The sequence below is a fragment of the Pseudomonas sp. EYE_354 genome, assembly GCF_023148575.1.
Classification (GTDB): domain Bacteria; phylum Pseudomonadota; class Gammaproteobacteria; order Pseudomonadales; family Pseudomonadaceae; genus Aquipseudomonas.
The window spans coordinates 1-16,579 of sequence record NZ_JAHXNQ010000009.1; the positions used below are offsets into that span (position 1 = coordinate 1).

At 59.1% G+C, this 16,579-nt stretch carries 18 protein-coding genes; 9 read left to right on the forward strand and 9 right to left on the reverse strand.

From position 1 onward, the window contains the following. Nucleotides 1-243: 243 nt before the first annotated feature. Nucleotides 244-1,443, reverse strand: coding sequence for a tyrosine--tRNA ligase (tyrS, locus tag KZX66_RS13935; protein WP_248080219.1), 1,200 nt, complete (start codon nt 1,441-1,443; stop codon nt 244-246). A 208-nt stretch (nt 1,444-1,651) separates the two neighbouring features. Between tyrS and KZX66_RS13940 the strand changes: the two genes are divergently transcribed. Beyond that, nucleotides 1,652-3,070 carry a peptidoglycan DD-metalloendopeptidase family protein gene (locus tag KZX66_RS13940; RefSeq protein WP_248080679.1) on the forward strand — a complete coding sequence of 473 codons (1,419 nt, stop codon included), beginning with the start codon at nt 1,652-1,654 and terminating at the stop codon, nt 3,068-3,070. A 3-nt stretch (nt 3,071-3,073) separates the two neighbouring features. Continuing rightward, a complete protein-coding gene (locus KZX66_RS13945) occupies nt 3,074-4,165 on the forward strand; it encodes an anhydro-N-acetylmuramic acid kinase (RefSeq protein ID WP_248080221.1) in 1,092 nt (363 codons plus the stop codon). A gap of 75 nt (nt 4,166-4,240) precedes the next feature. Here KZX66_RS13945 and erpA read toward each other — a convergent pair whose 3' ends face one another. Then, nucleotides 4,241-4,591 carry an iron-sulfur cluster insertion protein ErpA gene (gene erpA, locus KZX66_RS13950; protein WP_003176443.1) on the reverse strand — a complete coding sequence of 117 codons (351 nt, stop codon included), beginning with the start codon at nt 4,589-4,591 and terminating at the stop codon, nt 4,241-4,243. Nucleotides 4,592-4,756: 165 nt separating this feature from the next. Continuing rightward, nucleotides 4,757-5,791 (reverse strand): N-acetyl-gamma-glutamyl-phosphate reductase, encoded by a 1,035-nt coding sequence (gene argC / locus KZX66_RS13955; RefSeq protein ID WP_057013901.1) that lies wholly within the window; start codon nt 5,789-5,791, stop codon nt 4,757-4,759. A 133-nt stretch (nt 5,792-5,924) separates the two neighbouring features. Between argC and hemJ the strand changes: the two genes are divergently transcribed. The 6 genes from hemJ to coq7 all read left to right on the forward strand — a co-directional run bounded on the left by hemJ (nt 5,925) and on the right by coq7 (nt 10,373). Beyond that, the gene (gene hemJ, locus KZX66_RS13960; protein ID WP_248080223.1) at nt 5,925-6,353 is read left to right on the forward strand and encodes a protoporphyrinogen oxidase HemJ; all 429 of its coding nucleotides are present in this window, start codon (nt 5,925-5,927) and stop codon (nt 6,351-6,353) included. Between the two features lie 24 nt (nt 6,354-6,377). After that, a complete protein-coding gene (locus tag KZX66_RS13965; RefSeq protein ID WP_248080225.1) occupies nt 6,378-7,340 on the forward strand; it encodes a nitronate monooxygenase family protein in 963 nt (320 codons plus the stop codon). Between the two features lie 69 nt (nt 7,341-7,409). Continuing rightward, nucleotides 7,410-8,375, forward strand: a complete 966-nt coding sequence (locus KZX66_RS13970) for a DUF805 domain-containing protein (protein ID WP_248080227.1) — start codon at nt 7,410-7,412, stop codon at nt 8,373-8,375. A 60-nt stretch (nt 8,376-8,435) separates the two neighbouring features. Further along, the gene (locus tag KZX66_RS13975) at nt 8,436-9,224 is read left to right on the forward strand and encodes an SDR family oxidoreductase (RefSeq protein ID WP_248080229.1); all 789 of its coding nucleotides are present in this window, start codon (nt 8,436-8,438) and stop codon (nt 9,222-9,224) included. Between the two features lie 46 nt (nt 9,225-9,270). Next, complete coding sequence (locus tag KZX66_RS13980) at nt 9,271-9,609, forward strand: histidine triad nucleotide-binding protein (RefSeq protein ID WP_248080231.1); 339 nt, start codon at nt 9,271-9,273, stop codon at nt 9,607-9,609. A 116-nt stretch (nt 9,610-9,725) separates the two neighbouring features. Next, nucleotides 9,726-10,373 carry a 2-polyprenyl-3-methyl-6-methoxy-1,4-benzoquinone monooxygenase gene (coq7, locus tag KZX66_RS13985; protein ID WP_248080233.1) on the forward strand — a complete coding sequence of 216 codons (648 nt, stop codon included), beginning with the start codon at nt 9,726-9,728 and terminating at the stop codon, nt 10,371-10,373. A gap of 64 nt (nt 10,374-10,437) precedes the next feature. On the opposite strand, the gene KZX66_RS13990 is transcribed toward coq7, so the two are convergent. After that, the gene (locus tag KZX66_RS13990; protein ID WP_003194686.1) at nt 10,438-10,860 is read right to left on the reverse strand and encodes an OsmC family protein; all 423 of its coding nucleotides are present in this window, start codon (nt 10,858-10,860) and stop codon (nt 10,438-10,440) included. Nucleotides 10,861-11,106: 246 nt separating this feature from the next. Between KZX66_RS13990 and crp the strand changes: the two genes are divergently transcribed. Continuing rightward, a complete protein-coding gene (gene crp, locus KZX66_RS13995; RefSeq protein ID WP_248080235.1) occupies nt 11,107-11,751 on the forward strand; it encodes a cAMP-activated global transcriptional regulator CRP in 645 nt (214 codons plus the stop codon). Here the strand turns inward: crp and KZX66_RS14000 are convergent. The 5 genes from KZX66_RS14000 to trpE all read right to left on the reverse strand — a co-directional run bounded on the left by KZX66_RS14000 (nt 11,748) and on the right by trpE (nt 16,544). Further along, nucleotides 11,748-12,443, reverse strand: a complete 696-nt coding sequence (locus KZX66_RS14000) for a lipoate--protein ligase family protein (protein WP_248080237.1) — start codon at nt 12,441-12,443, stop codon at nt 11,748-11,750. The two genes, crp and KZX66_RS14000, sit on opposite strands and share 4 nt — an antisense overlap. A gap of 123 nt (nt 12,444-12,566) precedes the next feature. Next, nucleotides 12,567-13,403: an indole-3-glycerol phosphate synthase TrpC gene (gene trpC, locus KZX66_RS14005; RefSeq protein WP_248080239.1), complete on the reverse strand. Its 837-nt coding sequence runs from the start codon at nt 13,401-13,403 to the stop codon at nt 12,567-12,569. Next, nucleotides 13,400-14,449: an anthranilate phosphoribosyltransferase gene (gene trpD / locus KZX66_RS14010; RefSeq protein ID WP_248080241.1), complete on the reverse strand. Its 1,050-nt coding sequence runs from the start codon at nt 14,447-14,449 to the stop codon at nt 13,400-13,402. Before trpD ends, trpC begins: the two co-directional genes overlap by 4 nt. A 9-nt stretch (nt 14,450-14,458) precedes the next feature. Continuing rightward, a complete protein-coding gene (locus tag KZX66_RS14015; RefSeq protein ID WP_248080243.1) occupies nt 14,459-15,052 on the reverse strand; it encodes an aminodeoxychorismate/anthranilate synthase component II in 594 nt (197 codons plus the stop codon). 10 nt (nt 15,053-15,062) lie between these two features. Further along, nucleotides 15,063-16,544 (reverse strand): anthranilate synthase component I, encoded by a 1,482-nt coding sequence (gene trpE, locus KZX66_RS14020; protein ID WP_248080244.1) that lies wholly within the window; start codon nt 16,542-16,544, stop codon nt 15,063-15,065. Between the last annotated feature and the right edge of the window lie 35 nt (nt 16,545-16,579).

Consider the following 16,579-nt stretch of genomic DNA (forward strand, 5'->3'; position numbering starts at 1 on the left):
TTCTTCAACAACTTCAACCACTTGCGCTTCAGATCTCTCTTCAGCGGGAGGCGAATTCTACAGCGTTACACGCTGCTGTCAACACCTCTTTTTCAACTTCCTTTTGGCTTCGATGAACTGAAGCACCTTACTGCCGAAAACCGCTTAACTCATTGTTTACCATAGAGTTTTCCGTTTCGACTGCGCCGGAAGTGGGGCGAATTATAGACAGATATAATTCGCCGTCAACCTCTATTTGAGCACTTATTCAGATCTGAGCGTAATACGCGCAAATGCCTTCTTACCCGCCTGACAAACGTGGGTCGCGCCCAGCTCGTATATAAAAGTGCGATCAACAACCTCACCATCTATACGCACACCGCCAGAACCAAGAAGGTCGCGCGCAACCGCCGAATTCTTAACCAGGCCCGCCTTATTAAGGACAGCAGCGATTGGCATCGCCTCGGCAGCACTCAGCTCAATTTCCGGCAGATCGTCCGGCAACTCACCATCCTTCATGCGATTGCCTGCAGCGCGATGCGCATTGGCTGCCGCCTCGTCACCATGGAAGCGCGCAACGATCTCTTCCGCCAGCTTGATCTTCACATCACGCGGATTGACGCCCGCCTCAACATCTGCGCGCAAAGCATTGATTTCGTCCATCGAGCGGAAGCTCAGCAGTTCGAAGTACCGCCACATCAAAGCATCAGGAATGGAGACGAGCTTGCCGTACATAACACCCGGCGCCTCCTGGATACCCACATAGTTGCCCAGGGACTTGGACATTTTCTTGACACCATCCAAACCCTCCAACAATGGCATGGTCAGAATGCACTGCGCTTCCTGACCATACGCACGCTGCAGCTCCCGCCCCATCAACAGGTTAAATTTCTGATCAGTACCACCCAACTCAACGTCCGCCCGCAGCGCCACAGAGTCATACCCTTGAACCAATGGATAAAGGAACTCGTGAATAGCGATCGGCTGGTTGGTGGAGTAGCGCTTGTCGAAATCATCACGCTCAAGCATACGCGCCACCGTGTACTGGGATGTCAGGCGAATGAAATCAGCCGGCCCCATCTGATCCATCCAGGTAGAGTTGAACGCCACCTCAGTCTTGGCGGGATCAAGAATCTTGAACACCTGGGTCTTGTAAGTCTCCGCGTTATCGAGCACCTGCTCACGCGTCAATGGCGGACGCGTCGCGCTTTTGCCGCTCGGGTCGCCGATCATCCCGGTGAAGTCACCAATAAGAAAGATGACCTGATGCCCCAGCTCCTGAAACTGGCGCAGCTTATTAATAAGCACGGTATGACCCAGGTGCAGATCCGGCGCCGTCGGATCAAAGCCAGCCTTAATACGCAGGGGCTGGCCACGCTTGAGCTTTTCGATCAGCTCGGCCTCGACCAACAGTTCTTCCGCACCACGTTTTATCAGCGCTAGCTGCTCTTCAACCGACTTCATAACAGACCCGCAAGGCTCAGATTCAAAAGGGAACCAACCATACAAGATCAGGGACTAATTACAAGTTTTGCCCTGCGCACGGACACCGTTCAGCAAGCCCAGCGTTCGCGAGCTTGCGCCACAGATGATTTGGTTATATTTTATACAGTTATTTCATCTTCATCATGTCATTCATCTTTTCCATTTCATCTTCAAAGTCAAATTACCTATGACCACTGAACCGTCTAAAGCGCCGCCGCTTTACCCGAAGACCCACCTGCTCGCCGCAAGTGGTATCGCCGCCCTTCTTAGCCTGGCACTCCTGGTATTCCCTTCCAGTGACGTAGAAGCCAAACGAACATCTTTGAGCCTTGACCTGGAAAGTCCAGCTGAACAACTGACACAAGACCAAGACGCTTCCGACGCACAACAAGCCACAACTGCACCAGCTGAATCACCGTTTGCTCAGATAGACAGCTCGCCCGAAGACACCCAGCAAGCCGTTCAGGACCAGCCAAAACCTACAGTAGATGCGGCCAGGAACCCTCAGCACCGCGAAGTGATAGTGGCCAAGGGCGATACGCTCTCGACCCTGTTCGAAAAGGTCGGCCTGCCCCCCGCTACGGTTAATGAAGTACTGGCCAGTGACAAACAAGCCAAGCAATTCACCCAGCTCAAGCACGGCCAGAAGCTTGAGTTCGAACTGACACCAGACGGTCAGTTGAGCACCCTGCATAGCAGCGTTAGTGACCTCGAAAGCATCTCCCTGACCAAAGGTGCCAAAGGTTTTGCCTTCAACCGCGTCACAACCAAACCCGTTACACGCTCCGCCTACGTTCACGGCGTGATCAACAGCTCGCTTTCCCAATCCGCCGCCCGTGCCGGCCTGTCCCATAGCATGACCATGGACATGGCCAGCGTATTTGGCTACGACATCGACTTTGCTCAGGACATCCGTCAGGGTGACGAATTCGACGTAATCTACGAGCAGAAAGTCGCCAACGGCAAAGTGGTCGGCACGGGCGCGATTCTCTCCGCGCGCTTTACCAACCGTGGCAAGACCTATACCGCCGTGCGCTACACCAACAAGCAGGGCAACAGCAGCTACTACACGGCTGATGGCAATAGCATGCGCAAGGCCTTCATCCGCACCCCGGTAGACTTCGCTCGTATTAGCTCGCGCTTCTCAATGGGGCGCAAACATCCAATTCTGAACAAAATCCGCGCGCACAAGGGCGTCGATTATGCGGCCCCCCGCGGCACGCCTATCAAAGCGGCCGGTGATGGCAAGGTGCTGTTGGCCGGACGCCGCGGTGGGTACGGTAATACCGTGATCATCCAGCATGGCAATACCTACCGCACCCTGTACGGCCATATGCAAGGTTTTGCCAAAGGCGTGAAGACTGGGGGCAATGTGAAGCAGGGACAAGTGATTGGTTATATCGGCACAACTGGCTTGTCCACCGGACCGCACTTGCACTATGAATTCCAGGTCAATGGCGTGCACGTCGACCCATTGGGCCAGAAGCTGCCGATGGCCGACCCAATCGCCAAGGCAGAGCGCGCGCGCTTCATGCAACAAAGCCAACCACTGATGGCTCGCATGGACCAAGAGCGCTCCACCCTGCTGGCTTCGGCAAAGCGTTAAGCCATGTCGCTCTACATAGGCGTGATGTCGGGCACCAGCCTCGATGGGCTGGATATTGCACTGATCGAACAAGGCCCGGCGATCAGACTGATCGCTACCCATTACGTCCCCATGCCGGACACCCTGCGCGCAGAGCTGCTTAGCCTGTGCGCCAGCGGCCCGGATGAGATTGCCCGCTCAGCGATGGCCCAGCAGCGCTGGGTCAGCCTCGCAGCCCAGGGTATTCAAGCACTGCTGAAACAGCACAATCTCAAGCCCCTGGACATCCGTGCGATTGGCAGCCATGGCCAGACAATCCGCCACGAACCGGCCCGCGGCTTTACCGTCCAGATCGGCAACCCTGCCATGCTCACCGAGCTGACGGACATCACCGTAGTCAGTGACTTCCGCAGTCGCGACGTCGCAGCAGGCGGCCAGGGTGCGCCGCTGGTGCCAGCCTTTCACGAGGCGTTGTTTGGTGAGAGCACCGGCAATCGTGCGGTATTGAATGTCGGCGGATTCAGCAACCTCAGCCTTATCGAAACCGGCAAGCCCGTAGCCGGCTTCGACTGCGGCCCTGGCAATGTCCTGCTGGACGCCTGGATTCATCTGCAACGTGGCGAGCACTTTGACCGTGATGGCCAATGGGCTGCCAGCGGCAAGGTCGAGCCCCAACTGCTCAATGCGTTGCTAAGTGATCCGTTCTTCCTGACCAAAGGCCCGAAAAGCACCGGTCGCGAAGTGTTCAACCTGCAATGGCTGCAACAGCACCTTGGGCAATTGCCAGCGTTCCAAGCCCAGGACGTCCAGGCGACACTGCTGGAACTCACCGCACAGACCATCGTCGAGTCACTGCAAACGGCACAACCCACGACCGAGACCCTTCTGGTCTGTGGCGGCGGCGCCCATAACGGTACCTTGATGAATCGTCTGGCGACCCTGCTACCGTCCACCCAAGTCAGCAGCACCGCTGCATATGGCGTCGACCCGGACTGGGTCGAAGCCATGGCGTTCGCCTGGCTCGCCCATTGTTGCCTCAACGGCATAGCTGCCAACCGCCCCAGCGTCACCGGCGCGCGCGGGTTACGGGTGCTGGGCGCGATCTACCCGGTCTAAGCCCACACAAAAAAACGCCGCCTGGCCTATCAAAGCCAAGCGGCGTTCTTGATTACGGGTGAATCAGCCTTTCGATCAGATCGAGAACGAAGACCCGCAACCACAAGTGGTGGTGGCATTAGGATTCTTGATCACAAAACGCGACCCCTCCAGACCTTCCTGATAGTCAACCTCGGCACCAGCCAAGTACTGGAAACTCATCGGGTCAACGACCAGGCTTACGCCCTCGCGCTCAACGATGGTGTCGTCGTCGGCTACATCCTCATCGAAGGTAAAACCGTACTGAAACCCTGAACAACCGCCGCCCGTAACGAACACGCGCAGCTTCAAGCGATCATTACCCTCTTCATCGACCAGGCTCTTCACCTTGTGCGCAGCACCGTGGGTGAATTGCAAAGCCGTGGGGGTGAAGGATTCAACGCTCATGCTGATAATCTCCCGGCGTAGCGCCGCCATATGCGTAATGGCGGGCATTATCCGCTTCTCCTAGAAAAGCGGTCAACTATTGTTACGGTATATCAATCCGCATCGCCGCTATCAGAAACACAAAAGGCCCGATCAACGGGCCTTTTGCATGAGCATCAATACGGATTAAGGCAGCATGCCCGCATGGGACAGGCCAAGCTTTTCGTCCAGACCGAACAGGATGTTCATGTTCTGCACGGCCTGCCCTGACGCGCCCTTGACCAAGTTATCGATCACCGACAACACCACCACCAGGTCACCATCCTGCGGACGGTGCACGGCAATACGGCAGACATTGGCACCGCGCACACTGCGGGTTTCCGGGTGGCTGCCGGCCGGCATTACGTCGACGAACGGCTCATTCGCATAACGCTTTTCGAACAAGGCCTGCAGGTCTACCGAACGATCGGTAACCGTCGCGTACAACGTAGAGTGAATACCACGGATCATCGGCGTCAGGTGCGGCACAAAGGTCAGGCCCACATCCTTACCGGCGGCACGGCGCAGCCCCTGGCGAATTTCCGGCAGATGGCGATGACCTTTTACCGCGTAGGCCTTCATGCTTTCCGACGTCTCGGAGTACAACGACCCCACGGCCGCGCCGCGACCGGCACCGCTGACGCCCGATTTGCAGTCTGCGATCAGACGCGAAGCATCAGCGAGCCCGGCTTCGAGCAACGGCAGAAAACCCAGCTGCGTCGCGGTCGGATAGCAACCTGGCACCGCAATAAGGCGCGCCTGCTTGATCTGCTCACGATTGACTTCCGGCAAGCCGTACACCGCCTCTTCCAGCAGTTGCGGCGCGCCGTGCGGTTGGCCGTACCATTTGGCCCACTCATCGGCGTCTTGCAGACGGAAGTCCGCCGACAGGTCGATCACCTTGGTACCGGCCGCCAGCAACTCACCGGCCAGAGCGTGGGCCACACCGTGGGGCGTGGCGAAGAACACCACGTCACATGCACCAAGGGTCTTGATATCCGGAACACTGAACGCCAGGCCATCGTAGTGACCTCGCAGGTTCGGATACATGTCGGCCACGGCCAGGCCAGCCTCGGATCGAGAGGTGATGACCACCACCTCAGCTTGCGGATGCTGAGCCAACAGACGCAGCAATTCGACACCCGTATACCCCGTGCCGCCGACGATACCGACCTTGACCATAAACCTGCCCTCAACGAACCACTGGAAAGCCGTCGATAATAGGGGCCGTATCGTCCTGCGACAACCGCCAACGTGACGTAAGGACGCATGAGCCACTACTATCTTCGCTACCGTGAACCTGGGAATAACTAAAATGCTCTATCTATGGGTCAAAGCCTTCCACATCGTCAGCATCGTCTGCTGGTTTGCCGGGCTGTTCTACCTGCCGCGCCTGTTCGTCTACCACGCTCAAAGCGAGGACACGGTCAGCAAGGAACGCTTCAGCGTCATGGAGCGCAAGCTGTACCGTGGCATCATGGGTCCGGCGATGCTTGCCAGCCTGGCGTTCGGCATCTGGCTGATCGCTCTTAACCCCGGCATCTTCAGCATGGGCGGGTGGATTCACGCCAAACTCACCCTGGTGGTGTTGCTGATCGGCTACCACCATATGTGTGGCGCCCAGGTAAAACGCTTTGCCCGTGGCGAAAACACCCGCAGCCATGTCTTTTATCGCTGGTTCAATGAAGTCCCGGTTCTGTTATTGCTGGCTATCGTAATTTTGGTCGTGGTCAAACCGTTCTAACTTCAATGACTCGGGGTACCTCACATGTCGCTGCCCGCTCTGCTTGAACAACGTTTGCGCCTGCCCGTCGTGGTGGCGCCGATGTTCCTGATTTCCAATCCGCAACTGGTCCTCGCGTGTTGCCGCAATGGCGTAGTCGGCAGTTTCCCGGCGCTCAACCAACGCGAGAGCAGTGGTTTCAAGGCCTGGCTGGAGGAAATTGAAGCGGGCCTGGCCCTGTTGGACAACCCCGCGCCCTACGCCGTCAACCTCATCGTGCATAACAGCAACCCACGTCTGGAGGCGGATCTGGCGATCTGCGTCGAGCACAAAGTGCCGATCGTGATCACCAGCCTGGGCGCAGTCAAAGAACTGGTGGATGCAGTACACAGCTACGGCGGGCTGGTATTTCATGATGTCACTACACGACGCCACGCCGAAAAAGCCGCTGAAGCCGGTGTCGATGGCCTGATCGCCGTCGCTGCCGGCGCGGGTGGGCATGCTGGCACCTGGAGCCCGTTCTCGCTGATAGCCGAGATTCGTCAGTTCTTCGACAAAACCCTGCTGCTGGCTGGCTGCCTCAACCATGGGCATGAGGTCCTGGCCGCCCAGTTGCTGGGCGCAGACCTGGCTTATTTCGGCACTCGCTTTATCGGTACCACTGAAAGCCACGCGCCAGATGCGTATAAAGAGATGCTGCTCACATCGCGCGCCGCCGACATCGTGCACACTCCCGCAGTCTCCGGTGTGCCGGCTAGCTTTATGCGCCAAAGTCTGGAAAATGCCGGCTTCGACCTCGCGGCCCTGCAAGGTAAGGGCGAAGTCAACTTCGGTTCCAAGCTCAAGCCGTTGAGCGACGAAGCCAAGGCTTGGAAGACCGTATGGTCCGCCGGCCAGGGCGTCGGAGGGATTAACGATTTGCCAGGCGTCGATGAACTCGTTGCCCGCCTGGATGCCGAATACCGCAAGGCTCGCGAGCAGGCAGCACAGTTACGCTGGCCACGCTGAACCTACCGCAAGGTCTGCTGCTTGAGTGGACCGCGCGCCCCCTAATTGTTGGATGACAAGGATGCCCGCATGAGCGACAACCGTTTCAAGATTGTGTTTGATGGAGGCTTGCTTCCGGGTGTTGAGAGCACTACGGCCAAGCTGAACCTGGCCGAACTGTTCAAGAGCACCGTCGAGGAAATCGAAAAACTCTTCACCGGTCGCCCGGTTGCACTGAAGCGCGACCTGTCGCGCCCCGATGCCGAAACCTACCTTACTGCACTGAAGAACGCCGGCGTGGACGCGCGTATCGAAGCCGAACAGCCAGTCGCGTTCAGCCTCGCCGAAACCCATGAGACGAGCTCCAGCGCACCGGACTTCTCCAGCCCTGCCGCCTCACCCTACGCACCGCCGCGTGCAACCGTAGGTGAAAATCTCCCGGAGTACGCCGAGCTCAAGGTATTCACCATCAACGGGCGTATCGGTCGCCTGCGGTACCTGGCATGGACGCTGGTACTGACTGTCGCAATGCTCGTGGCTGCGGGCATTATCAGCACCGTGGGCTTCGCCATCGCGACAGCGTCGCCGACGATCGCCATCATTCTCGGTTCTCTGCTGGGTTTGGCGCTGTTCGTTGCGCTGGTTGTGGTCAGCGTTCAAATCGGTGTGCAACGTTTGCACGACCTGGGCTGGTCAGGCTGGTTGTACCTGCTGAACCTGGTTCCGCTGGTGAACAGCATTTTCCCACTGCTGCTGCTGGTGCTGCCGGGTAATACGGGCGCCAACCAATACGGCGCACCACCACCGCGCAACAGCACTGCGGTCAAGGTCCTGGCCTGGCTGTGGCTGGCGTTCATCCCGCTGATACTCATTGTCGTGGTGTCGCTGGGTATGAACGGCTACCTGGACCAACTCGAAGCCAATGTGGACAGCAGCTACGAAAGCAGCTCGATCACCTCCGACGAAGACGCCGACCAAAGCGTGATCGTTGAGGAAGAAGACGCGCAAAGTGCTGACGAAGCGGCCGAACCTGTAGACTCCCCGGAAGAACAGTAAAGAAACGCCCCCCTCCGTGATGCCTCTATCATTGATGGGGGCGTTGCGATGGAGAAAGGCATGACCCGTTACGCTCTGATCACCGGTGCCTCCAGCGGCATCGGCCTGGCCTTGGCCGAAGCCTTGGCCCGTCGCGGCCGCAGCTTGATTTTGGTAGCCCGCCAGCGTGATCAGTTGGAAAGCATTGCACTCGAATTGACTCAACGCTTCGGCGTCGAGGTGCTACTGCGCGCCTGCGACCTGGGAGAGCCGCTGCGCTTGTCCGGGTTTCTGCTGGAGCTTGAGGAAGGCGAGCGACAGATCGACTTGCTGGTCAACTGCGCCGGCATCGGTACCAGCGGGCCTTTCCTGGCCCAGGACTGGATGACCGAGCAAGACCTTATCGAAGTCAATATCCTCGCTCTCACCCGTATGTGCCACGCAGTGGGCAACACCATGGCGCTGCACGGCGGCGGGCAGATCCTCAATGTCGCCTCGATTGCGGCGTTCCAACCCGGCCCATGGATGAGTAGCTACTACGCCAGCAAAGCGTATGTGCTGCACTTCTCCGAAGGGTTGCGCGAAGAGCTCAAAAGCTGCGGCATCAAGGTCTCGGTGCTGTGCCCGGGCCCAACCCGCACCGCGTTCTTTGGCACCGCGCAAATGGACACCGCCAAGCTCGACCGCAGCGAACTGCTCATGAGCCCGGAAGAGGTCGCGCTGTATACCGTGCGAGCGCTGCAACGAAACAAAGCCATCATCATTCCCGGCCGCCGCAACCGTTGGCTGGCCTTCAGCCCGCGCTTGAGCCCACGCTGGCTGACTCGCAAGATCGCCGGCGCGATCAACAAGGCCTATTGCCCGCGCTGATAGCCTGAGTACACTCCCCCTGCACGTACATAATGGAGAAACAGCTGTGGATACTCTGTTCACCAAGATCATCAACAGAGAAATACCCGCCAAGATTATCTACGAAGATGACCAAGTCCTGGCCTTCCACGATATCGCCCCTCAGGCACCGGTACATTTTCTGGTGATCCCGAAGAAACCAATCCGCACCCTCAATGACCTCAAGGAAGAAGACAAGGCACTGGCCGGGCATATCCTGTTCACGGCCCAGCGCCTGGCGCTTGAACTCGGCTGCGAGGAAGGATTCCGAGTCGTCATGAACTGTAATGAACTGGGCGGGCAAACCGTCTATCACATCCATATGCACGTGCTGGGTCAGCGCCAGATGAACTGGCCGCCAGGCTGACCGGTCTTTGGGTGCGGCGCGCCGCAGGCTGCGCCCCACCCTGCCTTTGACTCAGCGCAAACGCTCCCCCCTCTCTTGCGGTAAACTGGCCGCCGAGATTCTTCCCGGAGGTCAGCATGACTACACAACGTCACTACTCGCCGATTGATCGTCTGTTGCTGCAAGCCGACACGGCCATGCGCACATTGTTGCCTTTCAGCGGCCAGCCCTACCGTCCGTCGCCCGCCATCGTGCAACCTGACGCACAAATGAGCGAGACAGAGACCCGTCATGTCGCCGGCCTTATGCGCATCAACCATACCGGCGAAGTGTGTGCCCAGGCGCTTTACCAGGGCCAGGCCCTGACCGCCAAGCTGCCGCAGGTACGCGCCGCTATGGAGCATGCCGCCGAGGAAGAAATCGACCACCTGGCCTGGTGCGAACAGCGTATTCGCCAACTGGGCAGCCATCCCAGCGTACTCAACCCACTGTTTTATGGTTTGTCGTTCGGCATTGGCGCGGCGGCGGGGCTGATCAGCGACAAGGTCAGCCTCGGTTTCGTCGCCGCGACAGAACACCAAGTGTGCAAGCACCTGGATGAGCACCTTGAGCAATTGCCCGTCGAAGACGAAAAGTCCCGGGCGATTCTCGAGCAAATGCGCATCGATGAAGAACATCACGCAGAAAGCGCATTGGATGCCGGCGGCTTTCGCTTTCCGGCGCCGGTTAGATTCGGCATGAGTCTGATGGCCAAGGTCATGACCAAAAGTACCTACCGCATCTGACCCAATCCGCAGCTACAAAAAAGGGCGCTATCAAGCGCCCTTTTTTGTAGCTGCGGATTGGCAATCAACCCAGTTCGATAATCTCGTAATCATGGGTGATCACCACGCCGGCCGCGCCGAGCATGATCGATGCCGAACAGTACTTCTCGGCCGACAGTTCGATGGCGCGCTTGACTTGCGCTTCCTTCAACGCACGCCCTTTCACCACGAAGTGCATGTGGATCTTGGTGAACACCTTCGGATCTTCAGTGGCGCGCTCGGCTTCCAGGAAGGCTTCGCAGCTTTCTACGGCCTGGCGGGATTTTTTCAGGATGCTGACCACGTCGAAATTGCTGCAACCGCCTACGCCAAGCAGGAGCATTTCCATCGGACGTACGCCCAGGTTGCGGCCACCGGCTTCCGGCGGACCATCCATGACCACAACATGGCCACTGCCCGACTCACCGAGGAACATGGCTTCGCCCGCCCATTGGATGCGTGCCTTCATCGCCCAGACTCCACTGCTAAAAAAGGGTCGCCAGCTTAGCACAGGGCCCACTGGCGGCAGCATTTCCCGGCAAAGCGATCAATAACCCAGGCTTGCCAGGTAAATTCGCTAATCGAGTCAGGATGTGTCTGGTAAGCTGGCGCCAAATGAGTGGCGCATTGCCACCCTTCATACAGCGTGTATCAATGCCGATACCGCTGAGTACAACAATTCCAACCCCATCGCGCGCCTTTTCGGGATACAACCATGGTTGCTTTTACGCCCATACCCAAGATTAAGAATCTCGACAAGCTACTGATGCATTGCCAGCGCCGGCGCTATCCGGCCAAGCACAACATCATCTGTGCCGGCGAGCGTTCCGAAACGCTGTTCTTCATTATCAAGGGGTCGGTCACTATCCTGATCGAAGACGAAGACGGTCGCGAAATGATCATCGCCTACCTCAATACCGGGGACTTCTTTGGCGAGCTGGGGTTGTTTGAACAAGCAGGCAAGGAACAAGAACGCAGCGCCTGGGTGCGCGCCAAGGTCGAATGCGACGTGGCCGAGATCAGCTACACCAAATTTCGCGAACTGGCCCAACATGACCCCGACATTCTCTACGCCCTCAGCGGCCAGATCGCCCAGCGTCTGCGCGACACCACACGCAAGGTCGGCGACCTGGCGTTCTTCGACGTCACCGGCCGCGTAGCCCGCTGCCTGCTGGAATTGTGCAAGCAACCCGACGCCATGACTCACCCCGACGGCATGCAGATCAAAGTCACGCGCCAGGAAATCGGGCGCATTGTTGGCTGCTCAAGGGAGATGGTCGGCCGCGTACTCAAGGACCTGGAGGAGCGCAACCTGGTGAACGTCAAAGGCAAGACGATGGTGGTGTTCGGTACCCGTTAAACCGGCAGGAAACTGGCCAGCATCTGACGGTACAAGGTATCCAGCCGGCCAATGGCGTCCGGCGCCGGGAAGACTTCGTGCAGGGCAATATGACTGTCGGCCCGCACACGCTGGTCGAGACCACACGCTTCATTAAAACGGTTGACCGCGGCAATCAGCGCTTCGCGATCGTTATCCAGCAACAACGCTCCGTGCACCAACCCCACCGGGCGCCCACCGCTTTGCCGCCAGCGCTGGGCGGTGCCGACCATTTTGCGGCCATCGAGATTGACGTTATAGCGACCGTCGCAAAACGCCCCATCGATTTCACCCACAGAGGCATCGCCGCCTAACTCGATCAGCAAGTCGCAGACCGGCTGACATAAACGTTGGTAACCGGTTTCGATACGCCCCTGGTCGCCTTCACTGCGCGGCGGTGCGTAGACCAGGGCGATATTCACCGTGGCGGCCGACTGCGGCACTGGCTCGCCACCGGTCTCGCGCAGCAGCACCGGCCAACCGGCGTCAGCCGAGAGCTGGCTGGCCTTATCAAAATGGGGAAGGCGACTGAGGCGACGCGGCATGACCAAGGCTTGATCGCTGGGCTGCCAGAACAACAGACCGAACGCCTGATCACCTGCGCACACTGCCGCCAGCAAAGCCTGCTCGGCGGCGAGCCCTGCTTCGACAGTCATCTTTACGGGCTGAGTCATCGAACGCCTACCTATCCGGGGAACAATGTGGGAGGGGGCTTTGCGCCCGATAGCGGAGGATCAGTCAACAGACGCAGTGACTGGAGCCCTGCAATCGTGGGCAAGCCCTCTCCCACATTCGGGTCAGTCCAGAGTCGAACCGCTGACCGACACACCACGCTCCGGGAAGAACAGACGTTGCAGTTCGGCGCCCGGGTTTTCGGCACGCATGAACGTCTCGCCCACCAGGAACGAATACACGTCGCTGATTTCCATCAGTTCCACGTCGGCGCGATTGACGATGCCACTCTCGGTGATCACCAGGCGGTCGCGTGGAATGCGCGGCAGCAGGTCGAGAGTGTTTTCCAGGCTGACTTCGAAAGTATGCAAATTACGGTTGTTGACCCCCACCAGCGGCGTGTCGAGGGTTTTCAGCGCACGCTCCAGCTCATCGCCGTCGTGTACTTCCACCAACACATCCAGGCCGACGCTTTTGGCCACGGCGGCCAATTCGGCCATCTTCACGTCATCCAGGGCAGAGACGATCAACAACACGCAATCGGCACCCAACGCACGGGCTTCGACGATCTGGTACGGATCGACCATGAAATCCTTGCGGATCACCGGCAACTTGCACGCGGCGCGGGCCTGTTGCAGGAACAGGTCGGAGCCCTGGAAGAAATCAATATCGGTCAGTACCGACAGGCACGTCGCGCCGCCCTTTTCATAGCTGGCCGCGATTTCAGCCGGTACAAAGTTCTCACGGATCACGCCTTTACTTGGCGAGGCCTTTTTAATCTCGGCAATCACCGCCGGCTGCTTCTTTTTCGCCTGAGCGATCAGGGCATTGGCAAAACCGCGCGGCGCATCGGCCGCTTTCGCTTGGGCTTCAAGCTCCGAGAGGCTCACGCGCGCGCGGCGCTCGGCGACCTCTTCGGCTTTGCGGGCAAGGATTTTTTCCAGAACGGTCGGCACGCTCATCCTTCATTCTCCATCTTGAATACGGCGGTGAATGCTCCGAGTTCTTCGAGCTTCTCGCGAGCCAGACCGGTGTGCAGTGCATCGTGGGCCAATGCGACACCTTCTTTAAGACTATAGGCATGGTCGGCTGCGTAAAGTGCCGCGCCAGCATTCAGAACAATCATCTCCGCTGCCTTTTGACCGTTCTCGGTCTTGCGTCGACCCAAGGCATCACGAATCAGTTCCAGGGACGCCGCCGGGCTTTCCACCGCCAGACCGTGCAGGCTCTGGCTTTTCATGCCCAGGTCTTCGGGTTCGACCCAGTACTCGGTGATCTGGTCATTCTTCAGCTCCGCAACGAAGGTCGGCGCGGCCAGACTGAACTCGTCCAGGCCGTCTTTGGAGTGCACCACCAGCACATGCTTGCTGCCCATGCGTTGCAGCACCTCGGCCAATGGCCGGCACAGCGCCTGGCTGAACACTCCGACGACCTGGTGCTTCACACCGGCCGGATTCGTAAGCGGGCCGAGCATGTTGAACAGGGTACGCAGACCCAGGTCTTTACGCGGGCCGGCGGCGTGTTTCATTGCACCGTGGTGCGACTGGGCGAACATGAAGCCGATGCCGACGTTATCGATGCAACGCGCCACCTGCACCGGCGTGAGGTTCAGGTAGATACCCGCTGCTTCCAACAGGTCGGCGCTGCCGCTCTTGCCCGACACCGCACGGTTACCGTGTTTGGCCACGGTGCAACCCGCCGCCGCAACCACAAACGACGACGCCGTCGACACGTTGAAGATATTCGCACCGTCACCGCCGGTGCCAACCACGTCGACCACACCGTCGAGGGTCTTGAGCTCAACTTTGTCCGCCAATTCGCGCATCACCGAAACGGCGCCGACGATTTCATCGATGCTTTCGCTCTTCATGCGCATGGCCATCATGAACGCGCCGATCTGCGCGTCAGTGCACTGACCGGTCATGATTTCGCGCATCACATCGCTCATTTCAGCGGTGGTCAGGTCCAGATGGCCGACGATACGGCTCAGGGCAGTCTTGATATCCATGGAAAGTCCTTAGCGCGTGCCGCCGCTCTGCTTGAGAAAATTAGCGAACAGCTCGTAGCCCTGCTCGGTGAGGATTGACTCCGGGTGAAATTGCACCCCTTCGATATTCAGTGTCTTGTGACGCAGGCCCATGATTTCGTCGACCGAGCCATCTTCCAGCTGGGTCCACGCGGTCAGTTCCAGGCAGTCCGGCAGGGTTTCGCGCTTGACCACCAGCGAGTGGTAGCGCGTCACCGTCACCGGGTTATTCAGTGCCTGAAACACACCCAGGTCTTTATGGAACACCGGGCTGGTCTTGCCGTGCATCACCTGACGCGCGCGCACCACGTCGCCGCCAAACGCCTGGCCGATGGACTGGTGGCCCAGGCACACGCCCAGGATCGGCAGCTTGCCGGCGAAATACCGGATGGCTTCAAGGGAAATACCGGCCTCGGTCGGCGTGCACGGGCCCGGCGAGACCACGATGCGCTCGGGGTTCAGCGCAGCGATTTCGGCCACGCTCAGTTCGTCGTTGCGCACCACCTTGACCTCGGCACCCAGTTCGCCCAGGTACTGCACAACGTTGTAGGTAAAGGAGTCGTAGTTATCGATCATCAGCAACATGGGGGAAACCTCAGGAATTGGGGGTCTGTTCAGCCAGCGCAACGGCGCGGAACATCGCGCGGCGCTTGTTCAGGGTTTCTTCCCATTCGAGGGCCGGCACCGAGTCGGCGACAATCCCGCCACCGGCCTGCACGTGCAGCTCCCCGTCCTTGATCACGGCCGTGCGGATCGCAATAGCGGTGTCCATGTTGCCGTTCCAGGCGAAATACCCCACGGCGCCGCCGTAGACGCCGCGCTTGACCGGTTCCAGCTCGTCGATGATTTCCATCGCACGGATCTTCGGCGCACCCGACAAGGTGCCGGCCGGCAGAATCGCGCGCAACGCGTCCATCGCGGTCAACCCGGCTTTCAGTTCGCCGGTGACGTTGGACACGATGTGCATCACGTTGGAATAACGCTCGATGACCATCTTTTCGGTCAATTTCACCGAGCCGATTTCCGAGACGCGGCCGGTGTCGTTGCGGCCCAGGTCGATCAGCATCAAGTGCTCGGCGATTTCCTTGTCGTCGCTGAGCAGGTCTTCTTCCAGCGCCAGGTCGGCCTCTTCGGTCGCGCCACGTGGGCGGGTGCCGGCGATCGGGCGCACGGTGATCAGGTTGTCTTCGACGCGCACCAGCACTTCCGGCGAACTGCCCACCACGTGGAAGTCACCAAAGTTGAAGAAGTACATGTACGGCGTCGGGTTGAAGCAGCGCAGCGCCCGGTACAGATCGATAGGCGCGGCCTTGAAGTCGATGGACATCCGTTGCGATGGCACCACCTGCATGCAGTCGCCGGCGAGGATGTATTCCTTGATGGTGTCCACGGCGCGCTCGTAGTCAGCCTGGGTAAAGCTTGAACGAAAGATCGGGTCGGCCGCCGGTGGACGGCTGAGGTCCAGGCCACGACGCGGGGTGATCGGCTGACGCAGTTTTTCCAGCAGCGCTTCAAGGCTCGCTTGGCCTTGCTCGAAGGCATCCGCCCGGGCCGGGTCGGCCAGCACAATCGCGTGCATTTTGCCGGCAAGGTTATCGAACACCACCACCGCATCGGAGACCATCAGCAGAATGTCCGGCCCCCCCAGCGGGTCCGGGTTCGGGCATTTGCCCAGGCGCTTTTCCACATAACGCACGCAGTCGTAGCCGAAATAACCCACCAGGCCGCCATTGAAGCGTGGCAGACCGGGGATGGTCGGTACGTTGTAGCGCGCCTTGAAGGTTTCGACAAAGGCCAGCGGGTCTTCAACCTCGTGGCTTTCGATCTCGACGCCGTCATGGGTGATGCTCACGTGATGGTCATGCACCCGCATCACGGTGCGGCATGGCAGGCCGATGATCGAATAACGCCCCCACTTCTCGCCGCCCTGCACCGACTCCAACAGATAGGAGTTGGGCTCGTCGGCCAGTTTGAGGTAGATCGACAGCGGTGTGTCGAAGTCGGCCAGGGTTTCGCAGGCCAGGGGAATACGGTTATAGCCGGCAGCGGCCAAACGCAGGAATTCTTCGCGGATCATGAGGTGCCTCGTGGTGTGAGGGTCTAACAGTCAGG

What these genes read in the sequence shown, in the direction of transcription:
- argC (WP_057013901.1), bottom strand. Translation starts at nt 5,791, where the DNA reads ATGGTCAAGGTCGGTATCGTCGGCGGCACGGGGTATACGGGTGTCGAA.
- KZX66_RS13945 (WP_248080221.1), top strand. Translation starts at nt 3,074, where the DNA reads ATGTCGCTCTACATAGGCGTGATGTCGGGCACCAGCCTCGATGGGCTG.
- trpE (WP_248080244.1), bottom strand. Translation starts at nt 16,544, where the DNA reads ATGATCCGCGAAGAATTCCTGCGTTTGGCCGCTGCCGGCTATAACCGT.
- erpA (WP_003176443.1), bottom strand. Translation starts at nt 4,591, where the DNA reads ATGAGCGTTGAATCCTTCACCCCCACGGCTTTGCAATTCACCCACGGT.
- crp (WP_248080235.1), top strand. Translation starts at nt 11,107, where the DNA reads ATGGTTGCTTTTACGCCCATACCCAAGATTAAGAATCTCGACAAGCTA.
- KZX66_RS13970 (WP_248080227.1), top strand. Translation starts at nt 7,410, where the DNA reads ATGAGCGACAACCGTTTCAAGATTGTGTTTGATGGAGGCTTGCTTCCG.
- trpD (WP_248080241.1), bottom strand. Translation starts at nt 14,449, where the DNA reads ATGGATATCAAGACTGCCCTGAGCCGTATCGTCGGCCATCTGGACCTG.
- KZX66_RS13965 (WP_248080225.1), top strand. Translation starts at nt 6,378, where the DNA reads ATGTCGCTGCCCGCTCTGCTTGAACAACGTTTGCGCCTGCCCGTCGTG.
- hemJ (WP_248080223.1), top strand. Translation starts at nt 5,925, where the DNA reads ATGCTCTATCTATGGGTCAAAGCCTTCCACATCGTCAGCATCGTCTGC.
- KZX66_RS14000 (WP_248080237.1), bottom strand. Translation starts at nt 12,443, where the DNA reads ATGACTCAGCCCGTAAAGATGACTGTCGAAGCAGGGCTCGCCGCCGAG.
- KZX66_RS13940 (WP_248080679.1), top strand. Translation starts at nt 1,652, where the DNA reads ATGACCACTGAACCGTCTAAAGCGCCGCCGCTTTACCCGAAGACCCAC.
- trpC (WP_248080239.1), bottom strand. Translation starts at nt 13,403, where the DNA reads ATGAGCGTGCCGACCGTTCTGGAAAAAATCCTTGCCCGCAAAGCCGAA.
- coq7 (WP_248080233.1), top strand. Translation starts at nt 9,726, where the DNA reads ATGACTACACAACGTCACTACTCGCCGATTGATCGTCTGTTGCTGCAA.
- KZX66_RS14015 (WP_248080243.1), bottom strand. Translation starts at nt 15,052, where the DNA reads ATGTTGCTGATGATCGATAACTACGACTCCTTTACCTACAACGTTGTG.
- KZX66_RS13975 (WP_248080229.1), top strand. Translation starts at nt 8,436, where the DNA reads ATGACCCGTTACGCTCTGATCACCGGTGCCTCCAGCGGCATCGGCCTG.
- tyrS (WP_248080219.1), bottom strand. Translation starts at nt 1,443, where the DNA reads ATGAAGTCGGTTGAAGAGCAGCTAGCGCTGATAAAACGTGGTGCGGAA.
- KZX66_RS13990 (WP_003194686.1), bottom strand. Translation starts at nt 10,860, where the DNA reads ATGAAGGCACGCATCCAATGGGCGGGCGAAGCCATGTTCCTCGGTGAG.